Origin of the sequence: Streptomyces zhihengii (assembly GCF_016919245.1) — a bacterium.
GTDB lineage: Bacteria > Actinomycetota > Actinomycetes > Streptomycetales > Streptomycetaceae > Streptomyces > Streptomyces zhihengii.
The window spans coordinates 1,171,110-1,193,310 of record NZ_JAFEJA010000002.1 but is presented as its reverse complement, the minus strand read 5'-3'; the positions used below and the strand labels follow the sequence as shown (position 1 = coordinate 1,193,310).

Genomic DNA, 22,201 nt, shown 5'->3' with positions numbered 1-22,201 from the left:
ACATGACCGCCCGGCGGAGCGCGGATGTGAGAACGCTGAATGCCGGACGTCCGCGCCCCGGGCGTGCGGCCCGGGGCGCCGGGGGGACGGTCAGGGGCGCAGGGCGGCCGTGATCCGGGTGGAGGCGCTGCGGGCGGCGGTGGCCGGGTCCTGGCCCTGGAGGACGGCCGTCATGTAGGGCTTGATCGGGTTCTCGACCTCCACCTCGGCCCACTGCGGGGAGTTGGGGGTGGCCCGGCCCTGTGCGGCTCCCGCGGCCATCGCGGAGGTGCTCTCCACGCCTTCCAGCTCCAGGCCGAGGGTGGCCTTGTTGGGCACGTAGTTCATGGTGCGGGCGAGGTCGAGCTGCCACTCGTCGCCGGCGAGCGCGGACACCACCTCGACGGCCGCGGCGCGCTCCTTGGAGTTCTCGGGCACGATCAGGTCCGAGCCGCCGATGAAGACGGATCCGGGCGCGGCGGCGGTCTTGCCGGGGACGGGGAAGAAGCCGAGCTTGCCCTTGAGTTCGGGGTTGGCCTTCTCGATGACGGTGGCGGCGCTGGGCACGGCGATCATCTGGGCGACGTTGCCCTTGGCGAACACCTCCGCCTGCGGCGGGGTCTCCTCGTCGCCGTCCTTGGGGCCGCTGCCGTGGGCCTGGAGCTCCTCGTAGAACTTCATCCCGCGCAGGGCGGCCTTGGAGTGCAGCGCGCCCTCCCACTCCCCCGCTCTCTCGACGGCGAGTTCACCGCCCTCGTCCCAGATGAAGCCGGCCAGGGTGTACCAGTCCTGGCCGGAGAGGTAGATGCCGTCCTGGCCGGGCTTGTCGAGCTTCTCGGAGATCTCCAGCCATTCGGCGCGGGTCCTCGGCGGCTCGGTGATGCCGGCCTCGGCGAAGAGCTCCTTGTTGTAGATGACGACACGGTTGGCCGCGTACCAGGGGATGCCGTACTGGGAGCCGTTGACGCTGCCCGGCTCGGCGAGGCCCGGCAGCCAGTCCTCGTTGCCCAGGTCGCGCACGGACTCCAGGGTGAGGTCGCGCAGACCGCCGCTCTCCGCGTAGCCGGCGACCTGGGTGTTGCCGACCTCGATGACCTCGGGGGCGTCGTCGCTGCGGAGCGCCTCGGTGACCTTCTTGCCGATGCCCGTCCACTCCTGGAACGTCACCTCCAGCTCGATGCCGGGGTGTTCCTTCTCGAACGTCTCGGTGAAACGGTTCAGCCAGTCCTCCGAGACGCTGTTCTGCATGAGCCAGATGCTGACGGTGCGGGTGTCGGAACCGCCCGGTATCAGACCGCACCCACCGAGGGCGAGCGAACAGGCGAGCACGGTGGACAGAGCGAGGTAGCGGTTCTTCACGAGGTCACCTTCTGCGTCGGGGCACATGAACGGGACCCGACGTGGGGGGAGGAGCTGACGCTCGCACGGGCTGGCTGGATTTTGGTATGGACCATACGTCCGGTCAAGTCCGGAAAGCGGAGTGTGAAGTGGCCGACAGCGGACACCGATGTCATCCGGGACATCATCGGCGCGTCATCCGGTGGCCGAATCACGGTCGTTCGGCCGTGCCGGGCCGTCCCGGCGGGGGCCCCGCCGGCCGACCAGCATGCGGACACCGCGCCCCCGGAGCGGCGGCCGACGCCTCGCGGGACCGTGCGGGGTGCGGCACCGTGGAGAGAACGCATCGAGAGGAGCACGACGCACATGTCGAACCACACCTACCGGGTCACCGAGATCGTGGGGACCTCCCCGGACGGCGTCGACCAGGCCATCCGCAACGGCATCACACGGGCGTCCCAGACCCTGCGGGGCCTCGACTGGTTCGAGGTCACCCAGGTACGCGGGCACATCGCCGACGGGCAGATCGAGCACTACCAGGTGGGGCTGAAGGTCGGGTTCCGGCTGGAGGACGGCGAGTGAGCGGCGCCGGGAGGGCCGAGCCCTCCCGGCACGGGCGCACCCCGCGGGCCCGGGCACGCTCCCGGCCGCGTCAGGTGCGCCCTTCGCGCTCCTGGGCGTCCCGCATGGCCGCACCGGTGCTCTCCACGCCCCAGACGGCGCGCACCACCCGGAAGCCCGCCCGCTCGGCGTCCAGGCACACCAGCTCGTCGTCGTCGACGAGCATCCGGATCCCGCGGCCCGCGCCGAGGCGCCGCAGGATCTCCAGCTTGGTCCTGCGGGCGGGTCGCCGGTCGTCGTCGCGCCGCATGAAGATCCGGCCCTCGGGCAGCTCCCGGGCGGCGAGCCAGTCCACCGTGTCCCGGCGGCACCGCTCCGGGCGGCCGGTGAGATAGACGATCTCGCACTCCCCCGCCGCCTCCCGGCACAGCCGCACGCCCTCGTCGAGCGGCGGGTCGTCGGGCGCCGCGGCGAAGAACGCGTCCCAGTCGCGCGGCGCGCGCCGCAGCAGATGCTGCCGGTGCCCGGCGTCGGCGAGCGTCCCGTCGAGGTCGAATACGGCCAGCGGCCTGCTGTCTCGCGTCGTCACGGCCCTCAGCGTAGGCCCCGCCGCCCGCCGCCCGGCGGGCGCGGGTACCGCCGGGCGGCGCGCGGGAGGCGGTCCCCGGCCCCTCAGGGCTGTCCCGTCATGCCCGGTGGATCAGCGTGCGGCGTCAGATGCGTGGGGCCTCCCCGGGCCCGCAGGGCACAGGGGACGCATCGCAAGGCGGAGAGTCGTCCTCATACCGGGCATATTCGGGCGATTCGACAACGCGGCGAGGTGCCCCAGCTGTCGTCGCGCGCCCGCCGGGGATCGCGGGACAGCCCTTAGATTCGCCTCATGCACACGACGCGCGTCTCCCGCCATGTGAACGCCTCCCCCGCGGCCGTCTACCGGGCGCTGCTCGATCCCGGTGCCGTCGCCCGATGGCGGGTGCCGGACGGGATGAGCGCGCGGGTGCACGAGTTCGACGCCCGGCAGGGGGGCAGGTTCCGGGTCTCGCTGACCTACGACGACACCGGCGCCCCGGGCACGGAGGGCAAGTCGGACGCCCGGACCGACACGTACCACGGCCACTTCGCCGAACTCGTCCCCGACGAGAAGGTGGTCGAGGTGCTCGCCTTCGAGTCGGCGGACCCGGAGTTCGGCGGCACCATGACGATGACGACCTCGCTGGCCGCGGCCGAGGACGGCGGGACGGAGGTGCTCGTCGTGCACGAAGGGCTGCCCGACGCCGTGCGGCCCGAGGACAACGAGGCCGGGACGCGGATGGCGCTGGACAACCTGGCCGGGCTGGTCGAGGGCGGCTGAGGGCCGGGGCGGCCGTGGCCGCCCCGGTGCGGGCGGGTCAGCCGGCCGCGGCGGTCGCGGCGCAGGCGGGGTGGCCCCAGCCGTCGGGGTTCTTGGCGATCGACTCGCCCTTGTCGTAGGGGCGGCCGCACCGGCAGCGGCCGGGGAACTTGGCCTTGAGCGTCCCCCGGGAGCCGCCCTTCGCGCCCCCCTTGGCGCCCGTGCCGCCGCCGGCCGCGGGACGGCGTGAGCGGCCCGCGGCGGGCTTCGACGGCGGCTCGGGCGGCGGGAGTTCGGAGCCCCGGTCCGAGCCGGCGGCCTGCTGGGTGCGGGCGGCCTGGCTGGCGGCGGCGTCGGCGGCCGCGTTCAGCGCGTCCCCGTCGACCTGGTGGGCGGGGGTGTAGACGAAGCGCACGTCCCGGCCGCTGAGCAGGGCGTCGATCGCCATCACCAGGTCCTGGTTGGCGACGGGGGTGCCGGCGGCCGTCTTCCAGCCCTTGCGGCGCCAGCCGGGGAGCCAGGTGGTCACCGCCTTCATCGCGTACTGCGAGTCCATGCGCACTTCCAGCGGGACCTCGGGCCCGGTGCGTCCGAGCAGTTCGCGCAGCGCGGTCAGCTCGGCGACGTTGTTGGTCGCCCGCCCCAGCGGGCCCGCCTCCCACGAGGCCACCTCGCCGTCCGCACCGGCGATCACCCAGGCCCAGGCAGCCGGTCCGGGATTACCCTTCGACGCCCCGTCACACGCGGCGATGATTCGTTCCACCATTCCCCCGATCCTGCCACGCCCGCGGGTGTGCTCCGGCCGCCCCGGCTCCCCGGCCGGGTGCCGGGGAGCCGGGGCGGGGCGGCTCAGCGGCGGGAGAGGACCTCCGCGACCCGGACGAACCCGTCGTCGCCGTGGCCGAGGCCGACGGCACGGCGGGCGAGGCCCTCGGCGGCCCGCATCACGCCGGCGTCGATGCCGTGCGACTCGGAGGCCGCCACGATGTGCGCCATCGACGACACCGCCGAGGTGAGCGGGTTGCCCTCGCCGGAGTAGGTGCCGCTGTCGGCGTCCTCGGCCGTCTCCGCGAAGACGGGCGGCAGGATCGCGCCGATGCCCTGGGCGAACGGCGCCAGCTCCCGGGCGGTGATCCCCTCCGCCCGCGCCACGGCCACGGCGTGCGCCCAGCCCGCCATCGCCGTCCAGAAGATGTCGAGCAGGGCGACGTCGTAGGCCGCCGCCCGGCCGATCTCCTCGCCGAGGTGGGTGTGGGTGCCGCCCAGCGCCGCGAGGACCGGCTCGTACTCGCGGTAGAGGTCCTCGGGACCGCTGTGGATGAGGACCGCGTCGGGCGTGCCGATGGTGGTGGTCGGTGTCATGATCGCGCCGTCGAGGTAGCGGATCCCCTGCCCGGCCGCCCAGCGGGCGGTGTCCCGGGCGCGTTCGGGGGTGTCCGCCGTCAGGTTCACCACGGTGCGGCCGGCGAGGGCCGAGGCCACCGCGTCCGCGCGCAGCACCGCGTCGGCGGCGTCGTAGTTCACCACGCAGACCACGGTCAGCGGGCTCGCGGCGACCGCCTCGGCGGCACAGGCGGCGGGCCGCGCCCCGCGGGCTACCAGTTCGGCGTCCCTGCCGGGGGTCCGGTTCCATACCGTCGTGCCGAGGCCCGCGGCGAGGAAGGCGCCGGCCAGGGCGCGGCCCATGGGGCCGAGTCCGAGTACGGTGACGTCGGACGGCTGGGGGTTCGTGGACATGAGACAACTCCCGTACGAATATGGGTGGATGGCAATAAAAAGGACGGATCGGCGATGACGCGAAGCCGTGCCCTGGATCCGGAGGTGTGCGGAGTGACCGCTGCGGTCGCCGTGATCGACGGCAAGTGGAAGACCGCTCTGCTGTGGCAGTTGGAGGCCGGCCCGCAGCGCCCCGGCGCGCTGCGCCGGGCCCTGCCGGGCCTGAGCGAGAAGGTGCTCACGCAGGCGCTGCGCGAGATGGAGTCGGACGGACTGGTGCACCGGGAGGTGCACGACGTGCTGCCGCTGCGGACGGAGTACTCCCTGACCCCGTTCGGCCGCGACCTCTCCGAGGCGCTGGCGCCCCTGTCCGCGTGGGGGCACCGCCGGCTGGACATGCTGGCCGGACGGTCCGCGGCGGCCGGGGCCTCACCGGTCGCCTGACACCGCGCCACCTCCTTCCCGCCGGGCGGCCGGCCCGGTGCCCGCCTCCCGTCACCAAGACTCGCCGGGCCCCGGGCGTCTGCCAAGTACCCACTAAAAGGTGGCTACCGGCGCGGCTCAGCGCGGGGCGTCGGTCCCGTCGCCGTCCAGCCGTGCGGTCCGCGCCGGCGGGGTGCCGGTGAGGTGGTCCAGGGTGCCGGTGAGCGCGAGCATGCGGTCGAGGAAGGCCGGCCGGTTGTCCAGGCGCAGCGAGGCGCCCGCGGCCGTGACGTCGCGGTGCACCATCAGCAGCGCCGAGAGCCCCGTCGAGTCGCACACCGAGAGCTGGGCGCAGTCGAGGTGCACGGCGGGGCGCGGCCGCGGCTGCCGGCCGAGCTGTTCGCGGGCGGTCTCGACGAGATCGCCCGCGCTCTCCCAGTCGAGTTCGCCCACGAGGCGCAGGCACACCCCGCCGTCGTCCGCGGTGCAGACGGTGAGGTGGAGGATGTCGTCGGGGTGTGTGGTCATACCTGTCCGGATGCTGCTTTCGGGCGGGCCGCGACGGTGGCGCGGCCGTGTGCGAGGTGGCGGAGGGCGCGGGGGAAGTCCTTGAGCTCGTCCGACAGCAGCTCCAGGCCGGGCAGCAGGACGTCCGCCGGGACGCCCCGGGCTTCCAGGATGTCGCCCGTCCAGCCGAGGAAGCCGCCGAACAGCGCGCGGTCGTCGGTGTACAGGGACACGGCCAGGAAGTCGACGATGTGCGCGAGGTCCTCCGAGGTCCGCTCGCGCTGGCGGTCGGTGTAGGCGCGCACGGCCGGGAGGCGCTCCGCCAGGCCGGTGAGGGTGGTGCGCACCAGGTCGGGACGGCCCCGGCTGATCAGGGTGTACTCCTGGTCGGCGAGGTGGGGCAGGTCGTCGATCGGCTGGTGGAAGGCGGTGCGGTCGCCCCCGCCCAGCGTCTGCCCGATGACCTCGACGGCGTCGCGGGCGTCCGCGGCCCAGCCGTCCGCCCCGAGCAGGCGGGCGTAGCGGCCGTCGGTCCCGAAGGCCGCGCCGCCGGCGATCACCGGCAGGCCGATGGCCTGCACGGCGGAGATCGCCGCGTGGGCGGCCGGCAGCCGGGTCGGCAGGGAGGACGAGAGGGCGACGATGTCGGGGCCGGTCTGGTGGAGGTGGGCGATCAGATGGGGGGTCGGCACCTGCGCGCCGAGGAAGTCCACGGTGAATCCGCGGGCGCGCAGCACCTCGGCGAGGATCCGGGCCGGCAGCGCGTGCCATTCGCCGTCGACGCAGGCCACCGCGACCCGGCCGGCGCACGGGGTCCCGGGCGGGGCGGCGCGCAGGGCGAACGCGGCGATGACCCGCTCGTGGATGGCGGTCACGGCGTGCTCCTGGGCGACGCCGATCCGGCCGGCGGCCCATTCCTCGCCCACCCGGGCCTGGACGGGCGCGATGACGTCGAGCAGCACCTGTTCGGTGGTGACACCGCCGTCGAGGGCGTCGAACACGGCGCGGGCGGCGGCCTGTTCGTCCCGTCCGGCCAGGGCGGACCAGAGCAGGTCGCGGGTGTCGCGGCAGGCCCGTGCGGCGTCGGCGGGCGCGGCGCCGCCGGCCTCGGGGGCGGTGGCGCCGTCGCGGGCCGGGGAGCCGTCGGGGCCCGGGGCGCCGTCGGGGGCGGTGGGAGCTGCGGTCATGCGGTGAACCTGCCCCGGGTGCGGCCGTCCACCGCCGTGAGATGCGTCGAGTGCGGAGCCGTGATGGCGACGACGGCCATGTCGTCGTGGGCCCGGTCGCCCACCCACTGGGACGCGAGCATCTGCACCCGTTCGACCACGGCCTCGGCCGGCAGTCCGGCGCACTCGCCGAGCGCCGCCTTCAGCCGGGTCTCGCCGAACATCTCGCCGCCGAGCGGGCCGCCGCGTGCCTCGGTGATCCCGTCGGTGTAGAGCACGCAGGTCTCGCCCGGCGCCAGGTCCACGGCCGCCGAGCGGGCCGTCACCTCGGGCAGGGCGCCGACGAGGGTGCCCGCGGTGTCGGCCTCCTCGACCTCGCCGGTGTTGCGCACGATCAGCGGCGGCGGGTGGCCGGCGCTGGTCAGCCGCAGGCCCGTGCGGCCGCCCTCGCGCCGCACGGAGGCCAGGACCAGTGTGGCGAACCGGGTGTGCCGGGACGTCACCAGCGAGCCGTTGAGCAGTCTCAGCATCTGCTGGTGGTCCCCCGCGAGCGGGATCATCGCCTGGAGGGTGGTGCGGATCCTGCCGGTGAGCACGGCCGCCTCCAGCCCCTTGCCGCAGACGTCGCCGAGCACCACCAGGGACGGGCTGTCGGGCGTCGCCCCCGGATGGACGTCGTAGAAGTCGCCGCCGATGCGTTCGGAGTCGCGGGCGGCGCGGTAGCCGCCGGCGAAGTCGACGCCGTTCACGTGGTGGAGGCGCGGGGGGAGCAGCTCGGCCATCAGGGTCCGGGTGATGGTGGCCTGCTCGCTGTACATCCGGGCGGCGGAGACCGCCGCACCGGCGCGCGCCGCGAACAGGCGGCCGAACAGTTCGTCCGACGCCGTGAAGGCGGCGTGGCCGTCGCGGCGGAGCAGGATCAGCGCCCCCGCCGGCACCCCGTGCCCGGGGAGCGGGGTGACCACCACGGAGCCCACCGGGCCGTCCCAGCCGTCGGGGACCACCCAGCCGGGCAGGGCCAGGGGGTCTATCCACCGGGACGGCACGGGCGGGAAGCCCTGGAGGGCCTCGGCGAGGCCGGGGACGAGGGTGGGGTCCATGGTGGTGGTGTGCCTGCTCGTCCGCCCCTCGGAGGCGGCGATGACGGCGTGGCGGCGGCCGCTGCGCGGGGCGACCACGACCGCCGCGTCGGCGAGGTGCTCCGCGGCGAGCTGGGCGGTCACCTCCATGCAGCGGTCGACGTTCAGCGAGGCCAGGAGCCGGGAGGACGCCTCCGTCAGGAGCAGCGCCCGTTCGCGTTCACCGCGCAGGGCCTCCTCGGCGGCGTGCCGGTCGGTGTCGTCGGCCAGCCACCAGGCCACGTCGCCGCCCGCCGAGGGTGTGGGGTGCGCGGCGAACATCCGTCCCCCGTGGGGGCCCCGGGCGGCCTGCACGGGGAAGACCCCGGCCGGTCCGGGTTCCGCCGGGTGTCCGCCGGGCGGGTCGGCGCGGCGCCGGGCGGCCGCGGTGAACCGGCTGTGCGCGTCGGCCAGCCAGGACGGGGCGACGTCGGCCAGCCATGCGCCGGTGATCATCCCGGGGAAGAGGCGGGTGGCGGCCTCGTTGACCTCCACCACGCCTCCGTCGGCGTCGACCACGAACGACGGGTAGGGCGCCCGCAGCCAGGAAACGGTCACGGTCGGCATGCCTTGCTGTTGAACCGGGGACTCCTCGGGAGCTGTCATAGTGCAGGGCCGGCGGGCCGGCCCTGTCCCTTCCGCTGGACATCACGGGTGGAGCCACCTTCGCCCACCGGGCGAAGCGGCATCAAGCCGAGCCGCCGCAATCACCCCCCGATCGATGCCGTACGGCAACACCCACACACGGGCGGCGCACCGGCTTCACATCGCGGGCACATACGGGCGGCGCACCGGCTTCACATCGCGGGCTCGTACGGCCGCGCCGGTCAGCGGATGAACGGGTACCCCGGGTAGACGTAGCCCGCCCCCCAGTAGGGGGCGTAGCCGTAGTGGCGGTAGACGCCCGCGTAGTACTCGTTCGCGTCGACGAGGTCGGGGTCGTACGCGGGGGCCTCGGCGACCTGTTCGTGGGAGGGCGCGATGTGGACCTGGGTGTCGGTGATCCGCACCACGGCGTCCACGGGGACGAAGGACTTCTTCTCGCCCAGCCCGAGGAAGCCGCCGTGCTCGACCAGCAGGAACCGGACCTTGCGCTCGTCGGCGTCGACGATGAGGTCGCCGACGCGTCCGAGGTCGTTGCCCTCCGCGTCCGTCACCTTCCGGCCGCGTACGTCCTCGTCGGCGTCGGCCACGGTCTGGTCGCAGTCGGTGAGCGTGGTCAGGATCGGGGTGCCGCCTGCCGTCATGGTGCATCGTCCTTTCGTCCGGGGGCAGCCGGGGTCTGTGATCCGTGTGCCGTCCGGCCGCCGTCCTGCCCTTCGCCTGCCCTCGTTCCCGTGCGGCATGCCCGGCCCGTCCCGGCCCCCGCCGGACAGTGACAGTTGCCGCATGACAATGTGTGCCTGGGCGCCGCGCAGGCGTCCGGGCCGGAGCCGGGTCCGTATCCCGGGACGTCCCTACCATCGAAGAGCAGGAGAGCCATGGCCGTTCGAGAAGAGAACCTGGACATCGAGGTCGAGATCCTCGACGACGCGACGGCCGTCCTGACCGTCGGGGGCGAGCTGGACATCGAGTCCGCCACGTTCCTGCACCACCACATGGCGAACCAGTTCACGCACGGCCGCCGTCATCTGGTGCTGGACCTGTCGGCGCTGACGTTCATGGACTCCTCCGGCCTCAACGTCGTGATCAAGGGCTCCCGCGAGGCCCGGGAGAAGGGCGGGGACGTGCATCTGGTGGCCCCGACCCCGGCGGTGCGGCGGCTGCTGGAGATCACCGGTCTGACGGTGACCACTCCCCTGCACACCGATGTCGAGACGGCCGTCGCGGCCATCCGGCAGGCCGGGGAGGAGTAGGCGCCCGCCGGCTCCGCGGCGCGCTCCCCGGCGACGGGGGGTGCCGCGGAGCCCGGGCACGCGGGCCGGTCACGGGACGGGCCCGCGCAGGGCGAGCGGGGCCGGGCGGCCATCGCGTAGCCTTCGATGCGGTATTTTCAGGCCGGGGCGAACGAGGCGGGGGATGTGATGGACGCACAAGGGCACATCTGGCACATCCCGCAGGAGCCGGGCGCGTTCGCCCGTGCCCGCGACCTGACCGCCGCCGCCCTCGGCACCTGGGGCTGGCCGTCCGAGCGGGTCGAGGTGGCCGTCCTGCTGGTGTCGGAGCTGGTGACCAACGCCCACCGCCACGCGGGCACCGACGCCTGGCTGCACGTCGAGCCGCTCCCCGACGGCGTGCGGATCGCCGTGCGCGACGGGAGCCCGGCCCCCCTCGCCCAGCGCACCCCGGGGGTCTCCACCGCGTCCGGCGGTTTCGGTCTGCACCTGCTCGACCATCTGGCCGCGGGGTGGGGAGTGGACAGCCGTGCCGACGGCAAGCGGGTGTGGGCGCACGTGCTGGGCGCCCCCTCGGACGCCTGACGGTGACCGGCCGGTGCGCCCCGGGGAACGGAGCGACGTGCGCCTTCGCTGCCGACCAGGTGAGGTGGCCGGATATGGTGGGGGCGCGGAGCGACCCGCCCGGCCCGCGCCGGGAGCGGCGCCCCGCACACGGCACGTTCCACCACGCGTGCCGCGTAGCCGAACGGTCAACGCTTTCCGGGAGAGGCAAGGGCAGGCGCGCGGAGCGCAGGCGGCGCCACCGGCCGAGGACGTCTGATTTCGGAGTGTCACCAGATATGGACGCGAACAGCACCGCTTCCGACGGCGGACCCGAGGCGACCGCCGAGGCCGCCCGTGAGCTGATCGAGCTCCTGGAGGTGCTCTGGGAACGCGGCAAGGACATGGTGTCGCCCGCGCCGGTCTCGGCGTCCCAACTGCGCGTCCTCTACTGCCTCGACCGTGACGACGGCATCAATCTGCGCACCCTGGGCCAGGTGCTGGGCTCGGCTCCCCCGTCCGTGAGCCGGCTCTGCGACCGCCTGGAGGCGCTGGGCTTCGTGAGGCGGCAGCCGAGCCAGGTCAGCCGGCGCGAACTGGAGCTGCGTCTCACCCCCCGCGGCCGGGCCTATCTGCGTGATCTGCGCGCCCAGCGGCAGGTGGCGCTGCTGGAGGTGATCGCCGCGATGCCGCCGTCCGCGCGTTCCGCGCTGCTGCACGGGCTCTCCAGCTTCCAGGACGCCCTGGACGACGCGGGCACGCTCCCCCGGAGACCCGCGGCGGTCAAGGACGCCCGCTCGGCCTGAACCGGGCGGGGGCGCCCCTTGACGGCCGCCCCCGCCGCCCCGCGGGCTCAGCTCCCGGGCGCCACCGCCGCCCCGGGCGCGTCCCCGGTCCCGGGGCGCCCGTACCAGTCGAGACAGATCACCAGGGCGTCGTCGTCCAGCGGCGACTCCCCGTGGTAGCCCGCGAGTTCCCGCAGCACGGCGTGCGGCACCTGGGCCGGGGGAAGCAGCGTGGTGCCGAGGAGCGAGCGGGCCAGCGCCCGGTCGCCGTACGGCTCCCCGCCCGGGGACGCGGCGTCGTACACCCCGTCGCTGCCGAAGAGCAGCCGGTCGCCGGGCCGCACCGTGAAGCTCTGGGTGGTGTAGACGCTGTCCTCGAACATGCCCAGCGGGAGCTGGTGGTCGAAGGGGACGGCCTCGACGGCGCGGTCCCGCAGGCGCCACATGCGCGGGGAGCCGGCGTCGACCGCCTCGACCTCGCCGGTGCGGCAGTCGAAGCGCAGCAGCAGCACCGAGACGTGCGCACGCCCCTGGTAGTGGGAGTAGACCGCCTGGTCGGCCAGGGTGGCCTGGTCGGCGAGTCCGAGACCGGCGCGACGCGCGTTGCGCAGCGCGTTGATCGCGAGGTTGCTCAGCAGGGCGGCCTCGATGCCCTCCCCCATCCCGTTGGCGATCGCGAGCGTGAGGTGGTCGGCGGACACCGACCAGTCGTAGCTGTCGCCGAAGATCGCGTACGCCGGCTCCAGGTGGGCGCCGAGCGCGAACTCGGTGCGCTCGCAGGAGCGTCCCGGCAGGAGCTGCCACTGCATCTCCGCGGCGAGGGTCAGCCGGGCCGCGCGGCGGGCGAGGATGTAGAGGTCGGTGTCGCGCTCGGCGACCAGGATCTCGTGCCCGAGGGCCTGGCAGACGTATTCGAGCTCGGGCACCAGCTCCTGGGAGTTGTGGTCGTCGGGCAGGCGCACGGAGAGCACGCCGAGGCGGTCGCCGCGGATGGTGACGGGCAGATGGACGTCGACGTGTCCCCCGTCCCGGGTGAGGGCCGGCTCCTGGGCGCCGAACGCGCGGCCCTGGGGGGTGCCGTGCACGGCGACCGGCTCGCCGCTGCCCGGCTGGTCGCCGACGGCCTGGAGCGAGCGCATGGCGTAGTCCGCCATGCGCAGCTCGACCTTCTCGGCCCCGTACCGCTCGGTCAGCTCGGCGGTGACCACGTCCAGCAGCGCATGCGGTGCGGCACCGCGCAGTTCCCGCTCGAAAGCGGCAGATCTGTCCACGTCGTCCAGTTTCTCTCGGCGCCGGGGGTCCCGGCGATCGCCCGTGTGTGCCGCCCGGCCATGGTCGTGGGGGCGGGCGGTGTATTGGATCGTCTCTTCGTCCTGATCCGGCCGGTGGGGCAGCCGGGGGGTGCGGTTACCAGCCGTCCTGCCGCCTGCGCAGCGTGAGGGCCAGGGTGTCGTCCGGATGGAGGACCAGGGTGTGCATGTCCCCGGCGATGGCGCCGGGGATCTCGTCGACCGGGCGGCCCGCGTGGCGCGCCGCCGACGCCGCCAGGCGGCGTTCGCCCTCCAGCGGGTCCCGGCGGCTCTCGGTCAGCCCGTCGGTGTAGAGGACCAGCAGGTCGCCGGCGTCGAAGCGGGTGCGCAGGACGTGGTCGCTGCCGGGTTGCGGGTAGCCGACGCCGCGGCCGGTCACGTCCAGGTACTCGGTCGCACCGCCGGCCCGCACCACCAGCGCGGGCGGATGGCTGCCGTTGGCGAGCAGCAGCTCCCCGCCGGCGGTGTCGATCCGGACCAGCAGGAGGGTGGCCATCAGCTCGGGGTCGATGCCGTTGAGTACCTCGCTCGCGCGTCCGACGATCGTCTTCAGCGGGTAGCCGTCCAGGGCGAGCGTCCGGACGGCGTGGGTGACGTCGAGCGCGGCGCGGGTGCTGCCCACGCCGTGGCCGAGGGCGTCCACCACGGTGATGTGGACGCTGCCGTCGGGCAGCACGAACCAGTCGTAGAGGTCGCCGCCGGTGGGGGCGTCGGTGTCCGCGGGCGCGTAGTGCACGGCGAGGTCGAGGCCGGGCACGCTGAGCGGCGGGGGTCGCAGGGCGTCCTCCAGTTCGCGCAGCATCTGGCCGTGGGCCCGGCGCAGCCGTTCGTCGCGCTCCTCGAGCTGGACGTAGAGGGCGAGCACGCCGCTGTTGGTCTCGTCGAGCTCGCTCTTGAGGCGCTGGTGGTCCGCGGCCAGGGAGTCCGTCCCGGCCAGGAGCAGGGCCAGTTCCTCCTCCGCCGCCTCCTCGCAGCCGGCGGGGTGCACGGCCGCCCGGTCCCCGGCGGGGCGGGGCGACGGGAGGGCGAGCCGCCACTCGGTCCGGCGCGCGCCGGACGCCGCGGGCGCGGGCAGCAGCGCCAGGGCGCCCGTGTCGGCCGGCGGGGCGGTGCTCAGCGCGACGGTCAGGATGCCGGCGGCGGGGCCGTCCTCGGGGCCGCGCCGCGCGGTGACGCCGACCGGACGCCCGCGTTCGAGGTCCTGGCGGGCCACCTCGGCGACGGCGGCGGTGAGCCGTGCGCGGGTCTCCACCGGCAGGCCGTGCCGGACGGCGATGGAGCGCACCGCGCGGCGCACGGCGGCGAGGCTCTCCAGCGGACGTCGCCGGCTGGTGTGTTCGGTCATCGCGGCACCGTGAGGGTCAGGGCCGTGGCGTCGTCCCGTGACCTTCGGTGGCGGTGGGCGAGCGCGGCGGGCAGGAGTTCGGCGGGAAGGCTGAGCAGGGCCGGCGGCGGGGAGTGCGCCCACCGGGACTCGATGCCGTCCGAGTGCACGACGACGAGCTGGCCGGCCTCGACGGGGGCGCTGCGCACCTGGGGGGTGGGCAGGTTCCAGCCGACGACGCCGGGGCGGCTCTCCATGCGCTGTCGCGGGGCGTCGGCGGACAGCAGGCACATGCGGATGTTGCCGACGCCGCAGTACTCGGCGCGGCCGGGCAGCAGGCGCAGCAGCCCCACCGCCGCGCCCCGGGTGTGGCGCAGCGCGCGGTGGAGCGTCCGCATGATGTCGGGCAGCGGCGCGGCGCAGGCGGAGTCGAAGGCGCGCAGCGCGGTGCGGGCCGCGCGGGCGGCGGGCTCGCCGTGCCCGAGTCCGTCCACGACGACGGCGGTGCGGCCGCTGTCGGTGTCGCGCACGGCGCAGGCGTCGCCGCACTCGGTCTCGCCGTCGGCGGGCAGGCACACTGCCCCGGTGCCGGCCGCCTCCGTCCCCGCCGCGCGGGCGGTGGCCGCGATGCGGGCCGACGCGGCCGTGCCGTAGCCGGTGCGGCTGCGGATGACGAAGTCGTCGGCGACCCGGCGCACGGCGCCGAGGCCGGTGCCGAGCGTGCCGGTCGTGGTGTAGCCGTCCGCGAGGCACTGTCGCAGGTCGGCCATCCCGGGCCCGCGGTCGACGGCGACGATCTCCAGCCCCTGACCGAGGGTCAGCGGCTGGACGTAGACGGCGCCGTCCCTGGCGTGCTTGTGGAGGTTGCTCGCCAGTTCGCTCGCCACGGCCGCCGCACTGTCCGGACGCGCCCCCTCCAGGCCGCACCGCAGCGCCGTGTCACGGGCGACGGTGGCGGCCAGGTGCACGGCGCTCTCGTGGTCGATGCGCACCTGGGCGGTGGGGAGCGGCTCGGCGGCGGTCACCGGTCGGTCCACCGCACCGCGGTCACGGTGGTGCCCTCGCCCGGTGTGCTGCGCACGTCGAACTCGTGCATCAGCCGGCGTGCTCCGCCGAGGCCGTGCCCGAGTCCGCCGCCGGTGGTGAAGCCGTCGGTGAGGGCGCCTTCGAGGTCGGCGATGCCCGGGCCGTCGTCGCGGACGGTGAGGCGCAGCCCCGCTCCCCCGCCGCGCCGCAGCGGTTCGATGTGCAGCATTCCGCCGCCGCCGTGGACGAAGGCGTTGCGGGCGAGTTCGCTGGCCGCCGTGACGACCCTGGTCTGGTCCACGAGGCTGAACCCGAGCCGCTGGGTGGCGGCGCGCACGGCGTGACGGGCTGTCAGCAGGTCCTCCTCGGTGCGGACCGGGCACTCGGCGGACGTGTCGGCGGCACCCGCGGGGCCGCCGTCGGCGAGGGGCCCGCGCTGGGCGCCGAGTGCGGGCGCGCCGGCCGTCGCGGCCCCCGGCCCGGCCCGGTTCGCTCCGCGGGCGCCGTGGCCCGTCTCGTCGGACCGCATCATCCGGCCGCCCCCTCCACGGCGCGCGGCCGGGGTGGCACGGACGCGGCGGAGCTCTGCGTCCAGCCGAGGGCCGCCATGCCGCGTTCGGCGTCGAGTGCCGTCTCGACGCCGGTGAGTTCGATGCCCAGCTCCACCAGCGTCACGGCCACCGGCGGGCTCATCCCGGCGACGATCACCCGGGCGCCGAGGAGCTGCGCCATGGTGCTGAGTTCCATCAGGGCGCGGGCCACGAAGGAGTCGATGACCTGCACCCGGGAGATGTCGATCAGCACGCCGCGGGCGCCGTCGGACGCGATTCGGGCCGTCAGTTCCTCGGCCAGGGCCATGGCGGAGGTGTCGTCGAGCTCGCTGAGTAGCCCGGTGACCAGGGTGTCCCCCAGGGTGAGGATCGGCACACGGCCGACGTCGGGAAAGCTCATCGCACGCTCCGCACGCCGTCCGCCGCGGCAACCGACTCCTGGACGGACTCCTGCCCGGTGAGCCGGACGGCGGTTGCCAGGGCGTCCGCGAGGGAGGCCCGGGTGAGGATGTCCGAGAGATCGATGCCGAGCTGGACGATGGTCTGGGCGATCGCCGGGCGGATGCCGCTGACGACGCACTCGGCCCCCATCAGGCGCACCGCCTTCACCGTCTGCATCAGGTGCTGCGCGACGGAGGTGTCCACCATCGGGACCCCGGTGATGTCGATGATCGCGACGAGCGCCCCGTGCCGCTGGATGGCCTCCAGGAGGTGCTCCATGACGATCTGGCTGCGGGCGGTGTCCAGGTTGCCGATGAGCGGGACGGCGAGGACGTCCTGCCACAGCTGCACCACGGGCGTGGACGCCTCCAGGAGCTGCCGGGACTGGCGGCGGATGATCTCCTCGCGGCCCTCGGCGTAGGTCTCGAAGCAGAGCGCGGCCGCGGCGTCGAGCAGCCCGTTGAGGAGCAGGGCCGCGTGGAACATCTCCTCGGGCCCGAACGTCTCGTGCCGGACGGCCTCCAGCAGGGCTTCCTTGAGCCCGAGGACGGCCTGCGAGGTGGCCGACGGCACGGCTCCGGCCCTGGCCCTGCGCAGCGACATGTCCACGACGGTGTCGCGGAGTTCGGGGTGTCCGCCGAGCCCGTGGCCGGCCGGTGCCGGGCGTTCCATGGCGGCGGGCAGGGCGGCGACGAGGGCGTCGCCCTCCTCGCGCAGATCGGCCTCGGGGACGGACCGGGCGCCGGGATCGGCGCGGTCGAGCTGGAGCTGCACCCACCGGTCGGCGATCTCGGTGCCCCGTCGTGCCAGTACTTCTGCCAGACGATCCCGTACGGCGGACTCGGTGGAACTCATCATCGCCTCTCCACGACTGCATGGTGTGGTGCCCGGGCGAACCCGGGACCAGCCCGAATAGTAGCCGCCCGGCAACTGTCTCAGCAGCCCCGGGCGTCGGCCCCTCCGGCGGCGTCTTCACCGATCCGGAACGTGATCCGACAGGTTCGTTACGTGTGCAAAGCCCCCTCCGTGGACAGACGAACACCATACGGACTCAGGTCGAGACAGGGGGTTGTGCCCATGACCACGGACGAAACGGCTTCGGTCCGCTCCGAACTCCTCGCGGGTGCACGGGACGTCACGGCGGCCGCCGCGCGTGACGAGGTGCGGCGGCTACTGGACGAGGAGTTCTGCCGGCAGCGGCCGGGCCACGACGAGGACGTGGTCGTCGCCGACGCGCTGCTGGTGACATCGGAGCTCGTGACGAACGCCATCCGGCACGGCGGAGGCGTGAGCACCTTCACGGCGACCGTGTCGGAGGAGGGTCTGTGGATCACGGTCGGCGACCGCAGCCACGACTGGCCCACCACGCGCCACGCCGCGCCGGGGGACATGAGTCCCGGAGGGTTCGGGCTGCGTGTCGTACGCCGTCTCAGCAAGGATGTCACCATCGTCTCCGTGCCCGGCGGGAAGGCCGTCCATGTGCTGGTGCCGCTGAGATGAGACGCACATCGCACCCGAGGGGGTCCCGGACATCACGCCCGGTCCCCCGAAGGAGTGGGCCAGGGGCGCGGTGATCACCGCGCCCCCGGCCTCGCGCGCGGCGGCGCGTCCGGTCCGCGGAGCCGTTCCACGGACCGGACGCGCCGCCGCGCGCCGGTGTCCGTGCCGCCACCGGGACGGCACGGGAGGGCTCAGGAGGTCTTCGGCGCGATCCGCAGGACCCCCGTGACCGTGCCCTGCCAGAGCACGCCCGGGGCGGTGACGTTGCCCGCCATCTGGAGCGTGTCGAAGAGGAAGCCCGTGCCCAGGTGGTGACGGCCCGTGACCCGGCCCGTGGCACTGTCCAGGGACACGGCGTCGAACCGGTCGAGGATGCCCGTCCGGGTGGGATCGATCACCCCGGTCCGCTCCACGGTGTAGAGCCTTCCGTCGGCGACGGAGAGCTTGGGCACGGCGGCCGAGCGCACGGCGCTGGTCCACTTGACCGCGCACCCCTCGCCGTCCGCCTCGATGTCGACCCGGGTGACACCGCCCCGGAACGGCGCCGTGGCCGGGACGGCGTCGCCGGCGCCCTCGGGGACGGCGGGGTAGGGATAGCCGTAGGTGTCGGCGACGTAGACGCTGTTGCCGTGGCCGACGGGCGAGTTCTCGGTGCCGCTGCCGTCCGCGGCGAGGACCGGCAGCTCGCAGATGGTGCGGCCGCCGTCGGCGGTCAGCACGATCAGCTTCTCCTGCGACGCCGCGTTGTCGGTGATCGCCAGGTACTCGGCCCCGGTGCGGGGGCCGAAGAAGGTGGGCGTCGCCCCGGTGCCCCGGCTGAGCCGGCCGGGCTTGCGGGACGGGCCCTGGTCGTACGCGCGGCGCCACTCGGTGCGCGGGGCGCCGTCGGCGCCGGCGGTCAGCAGGTACAGGGCATGGTCGGTGGCGACGGCGGTACCGCCGGGCGCCGTGGAGATGCTGTTGGCGACGCCCTCGCCGAGCGCCCCGTGGCGGACGGCGCCCGTGGCGGTGTCCACCGTGCCGACGACCCCCAGCGCGGTGGCGAACCACACCCGGCCCTGCCAGTCGGGCGCCAGGCCGACCACCGAGTCCCCCTCCGCCAGCGCCGCGCCGAACGGCGTCCGCTCCACGATCCTCAGCTGCCACCGGCCCTCGGCGTCCCGGGTGTGCGCGATCCGCAGCAGATCGCCGGAGCCGTCGGCGACGACGAGCCGGTCGAGGTGGTCGAGGTAGCTGTAGATGCCGCCGAGGATGCTGCTCTTCTCCAGGTCGAGCGTGGTCACGGAGGCGCCGGTCGCCGGGTCGAGGAGATGGACGTGCGGCGCCCGGTCGAACATGCCGGTGCAGACGGCGACGGGGATGCCGTCGGACCCGGCGAGGACGGTGGGGCAGGCCGACTGGAGGGCCGTCCGCCGGGAGGTCAGGGGTCCCGTGCCGGGCCCGGCCAGGGGCGTGGTGTCGGAGGAGGCGCTGTCGCCGTGCATGGCGGCCGCGCCGCCGGGCGCCACATAGGGGTTGGCGGGCGGCGCCGGGGCCGCGGCGGCGGGGGCCGTGGCGGCGGCCGTGCCGGCCGTCAGGGGCGCGGCCGTCACGAGCACGGCGGCCAGGGCGGCGAGACGGGTGCGGCGGCCCGAGGCGCGGCGGACGGGGCTCCGGTCGGCGGGACGGCCGGGGGCGGGGACGGGGCGGGAGGGGATGCTGCGGGCGGGCATGGGGCGGCTCCGTTGGGGTCGGCGGCGCACGCGGACGGCACGCCGGCGGCCCCCGGCACGGCGGGGCGCGCGGGCGCGCGGACGGACGGGCGCGACGCGGGAGGGCGCGGGCAACGCGCGGAAGGGGAGGGAGAGGGTGACCGCAGGACCGGGCGCGGGTGCGCGCCAGGTCAGGGGCGCGGGGTCAGGGGCGCGCGGAACACGCCGCGGACGACGTCCGCGCGAGGTCCAGGAAGAGGCGCCGGCGCAGCCAGGAGTGACCTGTCACGCGGGTATTGCAGCACGGCGGGATGCAACGATCAACGGCTGCCCGCCAGTTGAGATGTCCCGGGCTCCCGGGGCGGAGAGGCGTGGCGCGGGCCGGGGGGCCGGTCCGGGGCCGCGGCCCACGGGCCCCGGCCGGTGCGTGCGCGGGGCCACGGACGCACCGGACGGGTGCGGGCCCGCGGACAGCCGCGGTTACGGGGGCCGGGGCAACAACCGCACGGGGCGGGGCGGATGACGACCGGCGGTACGGGCCGGCGAAGGACCGCGGGTGCGGGAGCGGGCAGCAACCGCGGCTGAGGGAGCGGGAAGCAACCGCAGTTGAGGGGGCCGGGCAGCAAGCTCGCGGTACGGGGCCGCCCGGCGACCGCGCGGTGCGCGGACGCCCCCCGACGACCGCACCCCCCGGAGCGGCTGCTCCGGGGGGCGCGGCGGGTGGTACGCGCGTCAGGCGATGGTGATGTTCTCCGCCTGCGGGCCCTTCTGGCCCTGGGTCACGTCGAACGTGACGGCCTGGCCCTCCTGGAGCTCACGGAAGCCCTGGGCGTTGATGTTGGAGTAGTGGGCGAAGACGTCGGGGCCGCCGCCGTCCTGGGAGATGAAGCCGAAGCCCTTTTCGGAGTTGAACCACTTGACGGTGCCGCTGGCCATGCCGGTGCCTCTCAGTCGATATCGGATCCGCACCGCGCGGACCCGGAGGTGATCGCCCTGGTCCTGCACTGCACAGCAAAGCGCCCACGCCGGAGCGCGGGCAGGGACTGCGAACCACGACATCTGTGAAAGGACGCTACACGGCGAAACCGGCCACCACCAGAGAGCCACGGCCCGAGTCGGTCGAAGGTGGTCCCGGAACGGTCGCGGACCGCGACGTTCCGGAACCACCTCGCGCCCCTGCCGCGGCCCTCAGAGGACCGCCACACCCAGCGGACGGCTGCCCGCCGGCAGACGCCGGGTGTCGCCCGAGTCCAGGTCCACCACGGTGATCCCGTCCCAGTAGCCGTCCCGGGTGAAGCCGCCCGTGACGTAGGCGGTGCGGCCGTCCGCGGAGACGGCCACGTCCTCGTGGGGGCCGTCCAGCGGGATGATCCGCTCACGGCCGTCCGGGGCGCGCACGGTCAGCGAGGGGCCCTCGTCGCTCGACGGGTCGATCGGGCCGGTGCCGACGACCAGCAGGGTGCCGTCGGCGGTGATCGCGGCGCCGTGCTGGTGGGTGTCGGCGGTCATCCGCTCGACGCGCGACTCCCCGCTCGCCGGGTCGAGGACCACCAGCCGCTCGCCCTCGAACGGCAGCAGCAGGCGGCCGTCCGACGGCCGGACCACCGCGTAGTGCGGCTTGAGCCACGAGCCCAGACCGCCCTCGGTGCCGTAGGGCGCGACCTCGATCCGCCGCGTGGCGAGGGTGTCGGCGCGCACCACGGTGACGTCGAAGGAGTCGTGGTCGGTCGCGTACACCTCGCGGCCGTCGCGGGAGACGTCCACGTCGAAGGGGCGGCGGCCCACGTCGGCGGTGCCGGTGACCTCCAGCGAGGCGGTGTCGACGACCTCCACCGTGCCGTCGCCGCCGGGCCGGTTGACGCCGACGTACACATGGCGGCCGTCCGGCGCGAGCGCGATGCCCATGCCCCCGCCCCGGTACTCGCCGTGCTCCGGAGGGCCGATGCCGTCCGTCTCGTAGGGGATCAGGGCGGTCCGGGACCGGCCGGCGGTGTCGACGACGGCGACGCCCTCGGCGGTGGCCACCCAGGCCCGTCCGTCGTCGCCGACGACGAGGCCGTACGGCGCGGTGCCGACCTCGACCGAGTCGAAGGCGCCCCGGGCGGGGTCGACGAAGGTGACGGTGTCCGCGCCGAAGTCGGCCACCAGCAGGCTCCCCGAGGGCGTCCGGCCGGAGGGCGCGGGCGCGGCCGGGGACCCGGCGGCGGCACTCGGCGTGCCGCGCGGCGCGGGGCCGGTGTCCGCCCCGGCGGCGCAGCCGGTCGCCAGGACGACCAGGGCGGCGACGCCGGCGGCGGCGCTCGCTGCCCGCCTCATCGCACGGCCCTCAGCAGTCCGGCGATCCCGGCGAAGCCGCGCCGTTCGGCGTGGCCGAGGGCGGTGACGCCGTCCTGGTCGGCGAGCCCGGGGTCGGCGCCCGCGGTGACGAGCAGTTCGACGATCTCCTCGTGGGCGCGGCCGCCGTCGCCGAGGATCACCGCCTCCAGCAGGGCGGTCCAGCCGAGCTGGTTGACGTGGTCGACGTCGACGTCGCTCTCGCGGAGCACGGCGCGCACGTAGTCGACGTGGCCGCGTTCGGCGGCCGGGATGAGCGAGGCCCCGCCGAAGCGGTTGGTCACCGTCGGGTCGGGGCCCGCGGGCAGCAGGATCCGCATCATCGCGACGCTGCCGGTGACGCCGGTGACCAGCCAGGGGCTGTCGAGCCGGTCGTCCCGGGCGTCGGGGTCGGCTCCGGCGGCGACCAGCACACGGGCGGCGTCGGTGTGGTCGGCGAGCGCGGCGAGCAGCAGCGGTGTGCGGCGGTGCTCGTCGCGGACGTCGACGGCGGCTCCGCCGTCGAGGGCGGCGCGCACGGCGTCGGCGTCACCGTGGGCGGCGGCCTCCAGCAGGGCGCGGTCGGGCGCGTTCATGGCGGTGCTCCTCGTACTCGGTGCGGCCTCGCGCCGGGCCGGTGCGAGCGGCCCGGGGCCGGCGGCGCACGCTTCGGGGGGTGCGTGCGCCGCCGGGGTCGGCGCGGCCCGTGCGGGCCGGCCTCCGTGTCCCATCCTCGCCCTCCGC

The 22,201-nt window shown here is 75.0% G+C and carries 25 protein-coding genes; 7 read left to right on the top strand and 18 right to left on the bottom strand.

The features are described from left to right. Positions 1-90: 90 nt before the first annotated feature. Complete coding sequence (locus tag JE024_RS32880; protein ID WP_205377535.1) at positions 91-1,338, bottom strand: extracellular solute-binding protein; 1,248 nt, start codon at positions 1,336-1,338, stop codon at positions 91-93. Positions 1,339-1,683: 345 nt separating this feature from the next. On the opposite strand from JE024_RS32880, the gene JE024_RS32875 reads away from it, so the two are divergent. Next, entirely contained in the window at positions 1,684-1,899 is a 216-nt protein-coding gene (locus JE024_RS32875) for a dodecin (RefSeq protein WP_205377534.1), read from the top strand. A 70-nt stretch (positions 1,900-1,969) separates the two neighbouring features. Here the strand turns inward: JE024_RS32875 and JE024_RS32870 are convergent, their stop codons facing one another. Next, on the bottom strand, positions 1,970-2,467 hold the full coding sequence (locus JE024_RS32870; RefSeq protein ID WP_205377533.1) for a phosphatase domain-containing protein: 498 nt from the start codon (positions 2,465-2,467) through the stop codon (positions 1,970-1,972). Between the two features lie 291 nt (positions 2,468-2,758). Here JE024_RS32870 and JE024_RS32865 point away from each other — a divergent pair, with 291 nt between their 5' ends. After that, the gene (locus JE024_RS32865) at positions 2,759-3,229 is read left to right on the top strand and encodes an SRPBCC family protein (protein WP_205377532.1); all 471 of its coding nucleotides are present in this window, start codon (positions 2,759-2,761) and stop codon (positions 3,227-3,229) included. A 37-nt stretch (positions 3,230-3,266) separates the two neighbouring features. Here the strand turns inward: JE024_RS32865 and JE024_RS32860 are convergent, their stop codons facing one another. Continuing rightward, a complete protein-coding gene (locus JE024_RS32860) occupies positions 3,267-3,974 on the bottom strand; it encodes a ribonuclease H family protein (protein WP_205377531.1) in 708 nt (235 codons plus the stop codon). An 83-nt stretch (positions 3,975-4,057) separates the two neighbouring features. Further along, complete coding sequence (locus JE024_RS32855) at positions 4,058-4,945, bottom strand: NAD(P)-dependent oxidoreductase (protein WP_205377530.1); 888 nt, start codon at positions 4,943-4,945, stop codon at positions 4,058-4,060. A gap of 54 nt (positions 4,946-4,999) precedes the next feature. Between JE024_RS32855 and JE024_RS32850 the strand changes: the two genes are divergently transcribed. Continuing rightward, entirely contained in the window at positions 5,000-5,368 is a 369-nt protein-coding gene (locus tag JE024_RS32850) for a winged helix-turn-helix transcriptional regulator (protein WP_205377529.1), read from the top strand. 117 nt (positions 5,369-5,485) lie between these two features. Here the strand turns inward: JE024_RS32850 and JE024_RS32845 are convergent, their stop codons facing one another. The 4 genes from JE024_RS32845 to JE024_RS32830 all read right to left on the bottom strand — a co-directional run bounded on the left by JE024_RS32845 (position 5,486) and on the right by JE024_RS32830 (position 9,385). After that, on the bottom strand, positions 5,486-5,875 hold the full coding sequence (locus JE024_RS32845; protein ID WP_205377528.1) for an STAS domain-containing protein: 390 nt from the start codon (positions 5,873-5,875) through the stop codon (positions 5,486-5,488). After that, positions 5,872-7,041 (bottom strand): cobalamin B12-binding domain-containing protein, encoded by a 1,170-nt coding sequence (locus tag JE024_RS32840; RefSeq protein ID WP_205377527.1) that lies wholly within the window; start codon positions 7,039-7,041, stop codon positions 5,872-5,874. Before JE024_RS32840 ends, JE024_RS32845 begins: the two co-directional genes overlap by 4 nt. After that, a complete protein-coding gene (locus JE024_RS32835; RefSeq protein ID WP_244883306.1) occupies positions 7,038-8,705 on the bottom strand; it encodes a PP2C family protein-serine/threonine phosphatase in 1,668 nt (555 codons plus the stop codon). The genes JE024_RS32840 and JE024_RS32835 overlap by 4 nt, the downstream gene beginning before the upstream one ends. A gap of 260 nt (positions 8,706-8,965) precedes the next feature. Further along, positions 8,966-9,385 carry a PRC-barrel domain-containing protein gene (locus tag JE024_RS32830; RefSeq protein ID WP_205377525.1) on the bottom strand — a complete coding sequence of 140 codons (420 nt, stop codon included), beginning with the start codon at positions 9,383-9,385 and terminating at the stop codon, positions 8,966-8,968. Between the two features lie 234 nt (positions 9,386-9,619). Between JE024_RS32830 and JE024_RS32825 the strand changes: the two genes are divergently transcribed. From JE024_RS32825 to JE024_RS32815, 3 genes are all read left to right on the top strand, one after another. Beyond that, the gene (locus JE024_RS32825; RefSeq protein WP_205377524.1) at positions 9,620-9,994 is read left to right on the top strand and encodes an STAS domain-containing protein; all 375 of its coding nucleotides are present in this window, start codon (positions 9,620-9,622) and stop codon (positions 9,992-9,994) included. A gap of 126 nt (positions 9,995-10,120) precedes the next feature. Further along, complete coding sequence (locus JE024_RS32820) at positions 10,121-10,558, top strand: ATP-binding protein (protein ID WP_205377523.1); 438 nt, start codon at positions 10,121-10,123, stop codon at positions 10,556-10,558. Between the two features lie 257 nt (positions 10,559-10,815). Continuing rightward, positions 10,816-11,322, top strand: a complete 507-nt coding sequence (locus JE024_RS32815) for a MarR family winged helix-turn-helix transcriptional regulator (protein ID WP_205377522.1) — start codon at positions 10,816-10,818, stop codon at positions 11,320-11,322. A 47-nt stretch (positions 11,323-11,369) separates the two neighbouring features. Here the strand turns inward: JE024_RS32815 and JE024_RS32810 are convergent, their stop codons facing one another. The 6 genes from JE024_RS32810 to JE024_RS32785 form a co-directional block, all read right to left on the bottom strand. Then, entirely contained in the window at positions 11,370-12,572 is a 1,203-nt protein-coding gene (locus JE024_RS32810) for a PP2C family protein-serine/threonine phosphatase (protein WP_205377521.1), read from the bottom strand. Positions 12,573-12,708: 136 nt separating this feature from the next. Next, positions 12,709-13,956 carry a PP2C family protein-serine/threonine phosphatase gene (locus tag JE024_RS32805; RefSeq protein WP_205377520.1) on the bottom strand — a complete coding sequence of 416 codons (1,248 nt, stop codon included), beginning with the start codon at positions 13,954-13,956 and terminating at the stop codon, positions 12,709-12,711. Further along, positions 13,953-14,960, bottom strand: a complete 1,008-nt coding sequence (locus JE024_RS32800; protein ID WP_244883305.1) for a SpoIIE family protein phosphatase — start codon at positions 14,958-14,960, stop codon at positions 13,953-13,955. The genes JE024_RS32805 and JE024_RS32800 overlap by 4 nt, the downstream gene beginning before the upstream one ends. Next, on the bottom strand, positions 14,957-15,493 hold the full coding sequence (locus JE024_RS32795; protein ID WP_372449891.1) for an ATP-binding protein: 537 nt from the start codon (positions 15,491-15,493) through the stop codon (positions 14,957-14,959). Before JE024_RS32795 ends, JE024_RS32800 begins: the two co-directional genes overlap by 4 nt. Continuing rightward, on the bottom strand, positions 15,490-15,912 hold the full coding sequence (locus JE024_RS32790) for an STAS domain-containing protein (protein WP_205377518.1): 423 nt from the start codon (positions 15,910-15,912) through the stop codon (positions 15,490-15,492). The genes JE024_RS32795 and JE024_RS32790 overlap by 4 nt, the downstream gene beginning before the upstream one ends. Continuing rightward, positions 15,909-16,808, bottom strand: coding sequence for an STAS domain-containing protein (locus JE024_RS32785; RefSeq protein ID WP_205378473.1), 900 nt, complete (start codon positions 16,806-16,808; stop codon positions 15,909-15,911). The genes JE024_RS32790 and JE024_RS32785 overlap by 4 nt, the downstream gene beginning before the upstream one ends. Before the next feature lie 222 nt (positions 16,809-17,030). On the opposite strand from JE024_RS32785, the gene JE024_RS32780 reads away from it, so the two are divergent. Continuing rightward, positions 17,031-17,453: an ATP-binding protein gene (locus tag JE024_RS32780; protein ID WP_205377517.1), complete on the top strand. Its 423-nt coding sequence runs from the start codon at positions 17,031-17,033 to the stop codon at positions 17,451-17,453. Between the two features lie 191 nt (positions 17,454-17,644). Here JE024_RS32780 and JE024_RS32775 read toward each other — a convergent pair whose 3' ends face one another. From JE024_RS32775 to JE024_RS32760, 4 genes are all read right to left on the bottom strand, one after another. After that, a complete protein-coding gene (locus JE024_RS32775; protein ID WP_244883304.1) occupies positions 17,645-19,165 on the bottom strand; it encodes a hypothetical protein in 1,521 nt (506 codons plus the stop codon). Between the two features lie 711 nt (positions 19,166-19,876). After that, positions 19,877-20,080: a cold-shock protein gene (locus JE024_RS32770; protein ID WP_147988844.1), complete on the bottom strand. Its 204-nt coding sequence runs from the start codon at positions 20,078-20,080 to the stop codon at positions 19,877-19,879. Positions 20,081-20,332: 252 nt separating this feature from the next. Further along, positions 20,333-21,460, bottom strand: a complete 1,128-nt coding sequence (locus JE024_RS32765) for a YncE family protein (protein ID WP_205377516.1) — start codon at positions 21,458-21,460, stop codon at positions 20,333-20,335. Further along, positions 21,457-22,053, bottom strand: coding sequence for an ankyrin repeat domain-containing protein (locus JE024_RS32760; RefSeq protein WP_205377515.1), 597 nt, complete (start codon positions 22,051-22,053; stop codon positions 21,457-21,459). Before JE024_RS32760 ends, JE024_RS32765 begins: the two co-directional genes overlap by 4 nt. Positions 22,054-22,201 lie beyond the last annotated feature (148 nt).

What these genes read in the sequence shown, in the direction of transcription:
- JE024_RS32875 (WP_205377534.1), top strand. Translation starts at nt 1,684, where the DNA reads ATGTCGAACCACACCTACCGGGTCACCGAGATCGTGGGGACCTCCCCG.
- JE024_RS32865 (WP_205377532.1), top strand. Translation starts at nt 2,759, where the DNA reads ATGCACACGACGCGCGTCTCCCGCCATGTGAACGCCTCCCCCGCGGCC.
- JE024_RS32860 (WP_205377531.1), bottom strand. Translation starts at nt 3,974, where the DNA reads ATGGTGGAACGAATCATCGCCGCGTGTGACGGGGCGTCGAAGGGTAAT.
- JE024_RS32855 (WP_205377530.1), bottom strand. Translation starts at nt 4,945, where the DNA reads ATGTCCACGAACCCCCAGCCGTCCGACGTCACCGTACTCGGACTCGGC.
- JE024_RS32850 (WP_205377529.1), top strand. Translation starts at nt 5,000, where the DNA reads ATGACGCGAAGCCGTGCCCTGGATCCGGAGGTGTGCGGAGTGACCGCT.
- JE024_RS32845 (WP_205377528.1), bottom strand. Translation starts at nt 5,875, where the DNA reads ATGACCACACACCCCGACGACATCCTCCACCTCACCGTCTGCACCGCG.
- JE024_RS32840 (WP_205377527.1), bottom strand. Translation starts at nt 7,041, where the DNA reads ATGACCGCAGCTCCCACCGCCCCCGACGGCGCCCCGGGCCCCGACGGC.
- JE024_RS32835 (WP_244883306.1), bottom strand. Translation starts at nt 8,705, where the DNA reads ATGCCGACCGTGACCGTTTCCTGGCTGCGGGCGCCCTACCCGTCGTTC.
- JE024_RS32830 (WP_205377525.1), bottom strand. Translation starts at nt 9,385, where the DNA reads ATGACGGCAGGCGGCACCCCGATCCTGACCACGCTCACCGACTGCGAC.
- JE024_RS32825 (WP_205377524.1), top strand. Translation starts at nt 9,620, where the DNA reads ATGGCCGTTCGAGAAGAGAACCTGGACATCGAGGTCGAGATCCTCGAC.
- JE024_RS32820 (WP_205377523.1), top strand. Translation starts at nt 10,121, where the DNA reads ATGCGGTATTTTCAGGCCGGGGCGAACGAGGCGGGGGATGTGATGGAC.
- JE024_RS32815 (WP_205377522.1), top strand. Translation starts at nt 10,816, where the DNA reads ATGGACGCGAACAGCACCGCTTCCGACGGCGGACCCGAGGCGACCGCC.
- JE024_RS32805 (WP_205377520.1), bottom strand. Translation starts at nt 13,956, where the DNA reads ATGACCGAACACACCAGCCGGCGACGTCCGCTGGAGAGCCTCGCCGCC.
- JE024_RS32795 (WP_372449891.1), bottom strand. Translation starts at nt 15,493, where the DNA reads ATGATGCGGTCCGACGAGACGGGCCACGGCGCCCGCGGAGCGAACCGG.
- JE024_RS32790 (WP_205377518.1), bottom strand. Translation starts at nt 15,912, where the DNA reads ATGAGCTTTCCCGACGTCGGCCGTGTGCCGATCCTCACCCTGGGGGAC.
- JE024_RS32785 (WP_205378473.1), bottom strand. Translation starts at nt 16,808, where the DNA reads ATGAGTTCCACCGAGTCCGCCGTACGGGATCGTCTGGCAGAAGTACTG.
- JE024_RS32780 (WP_205377517.1), top strand. Translation starts at nt 17,031, where the DNA reads ATGACCACGGACGAAACGGCTTCGGTCCGCTCCGAACTCCTCGCGGGT.
- JE024_RS32775 (WP_244883304.1), bottom strand. Translation starts at nt 19,165, where the DNA reads ATGCCCGCCCGCAGCATCCCCTCCCGCCCCGTCCCCGCCCCCGGCCGT.
- JE024_RS32770 (WP_147988844.1), bottom strand. Translation starts at nt 20,080, where the DNA reads ATGGCCAGCGGCACCGTCAAGTGGTTCAACTCCGAAAAGGGCTTCGGC.
- JE024_RS32765 (WP_205377516.1), bottom strand. Translation starts at nt 21,460, where the DNA reads ATGAGGCGGGCAGCGAGCGCCGCCGCCGGCGTCGCCGCCCTGGTCGTC.
- JE024_RS32760 (WP_205377515.1), bottom strand. Translation starts at nt 22,053, where the DNA reads ATGAACGCGCCCGACCGCGCCCTGCTGGAGGCCGCCGCCCACGGTGAC.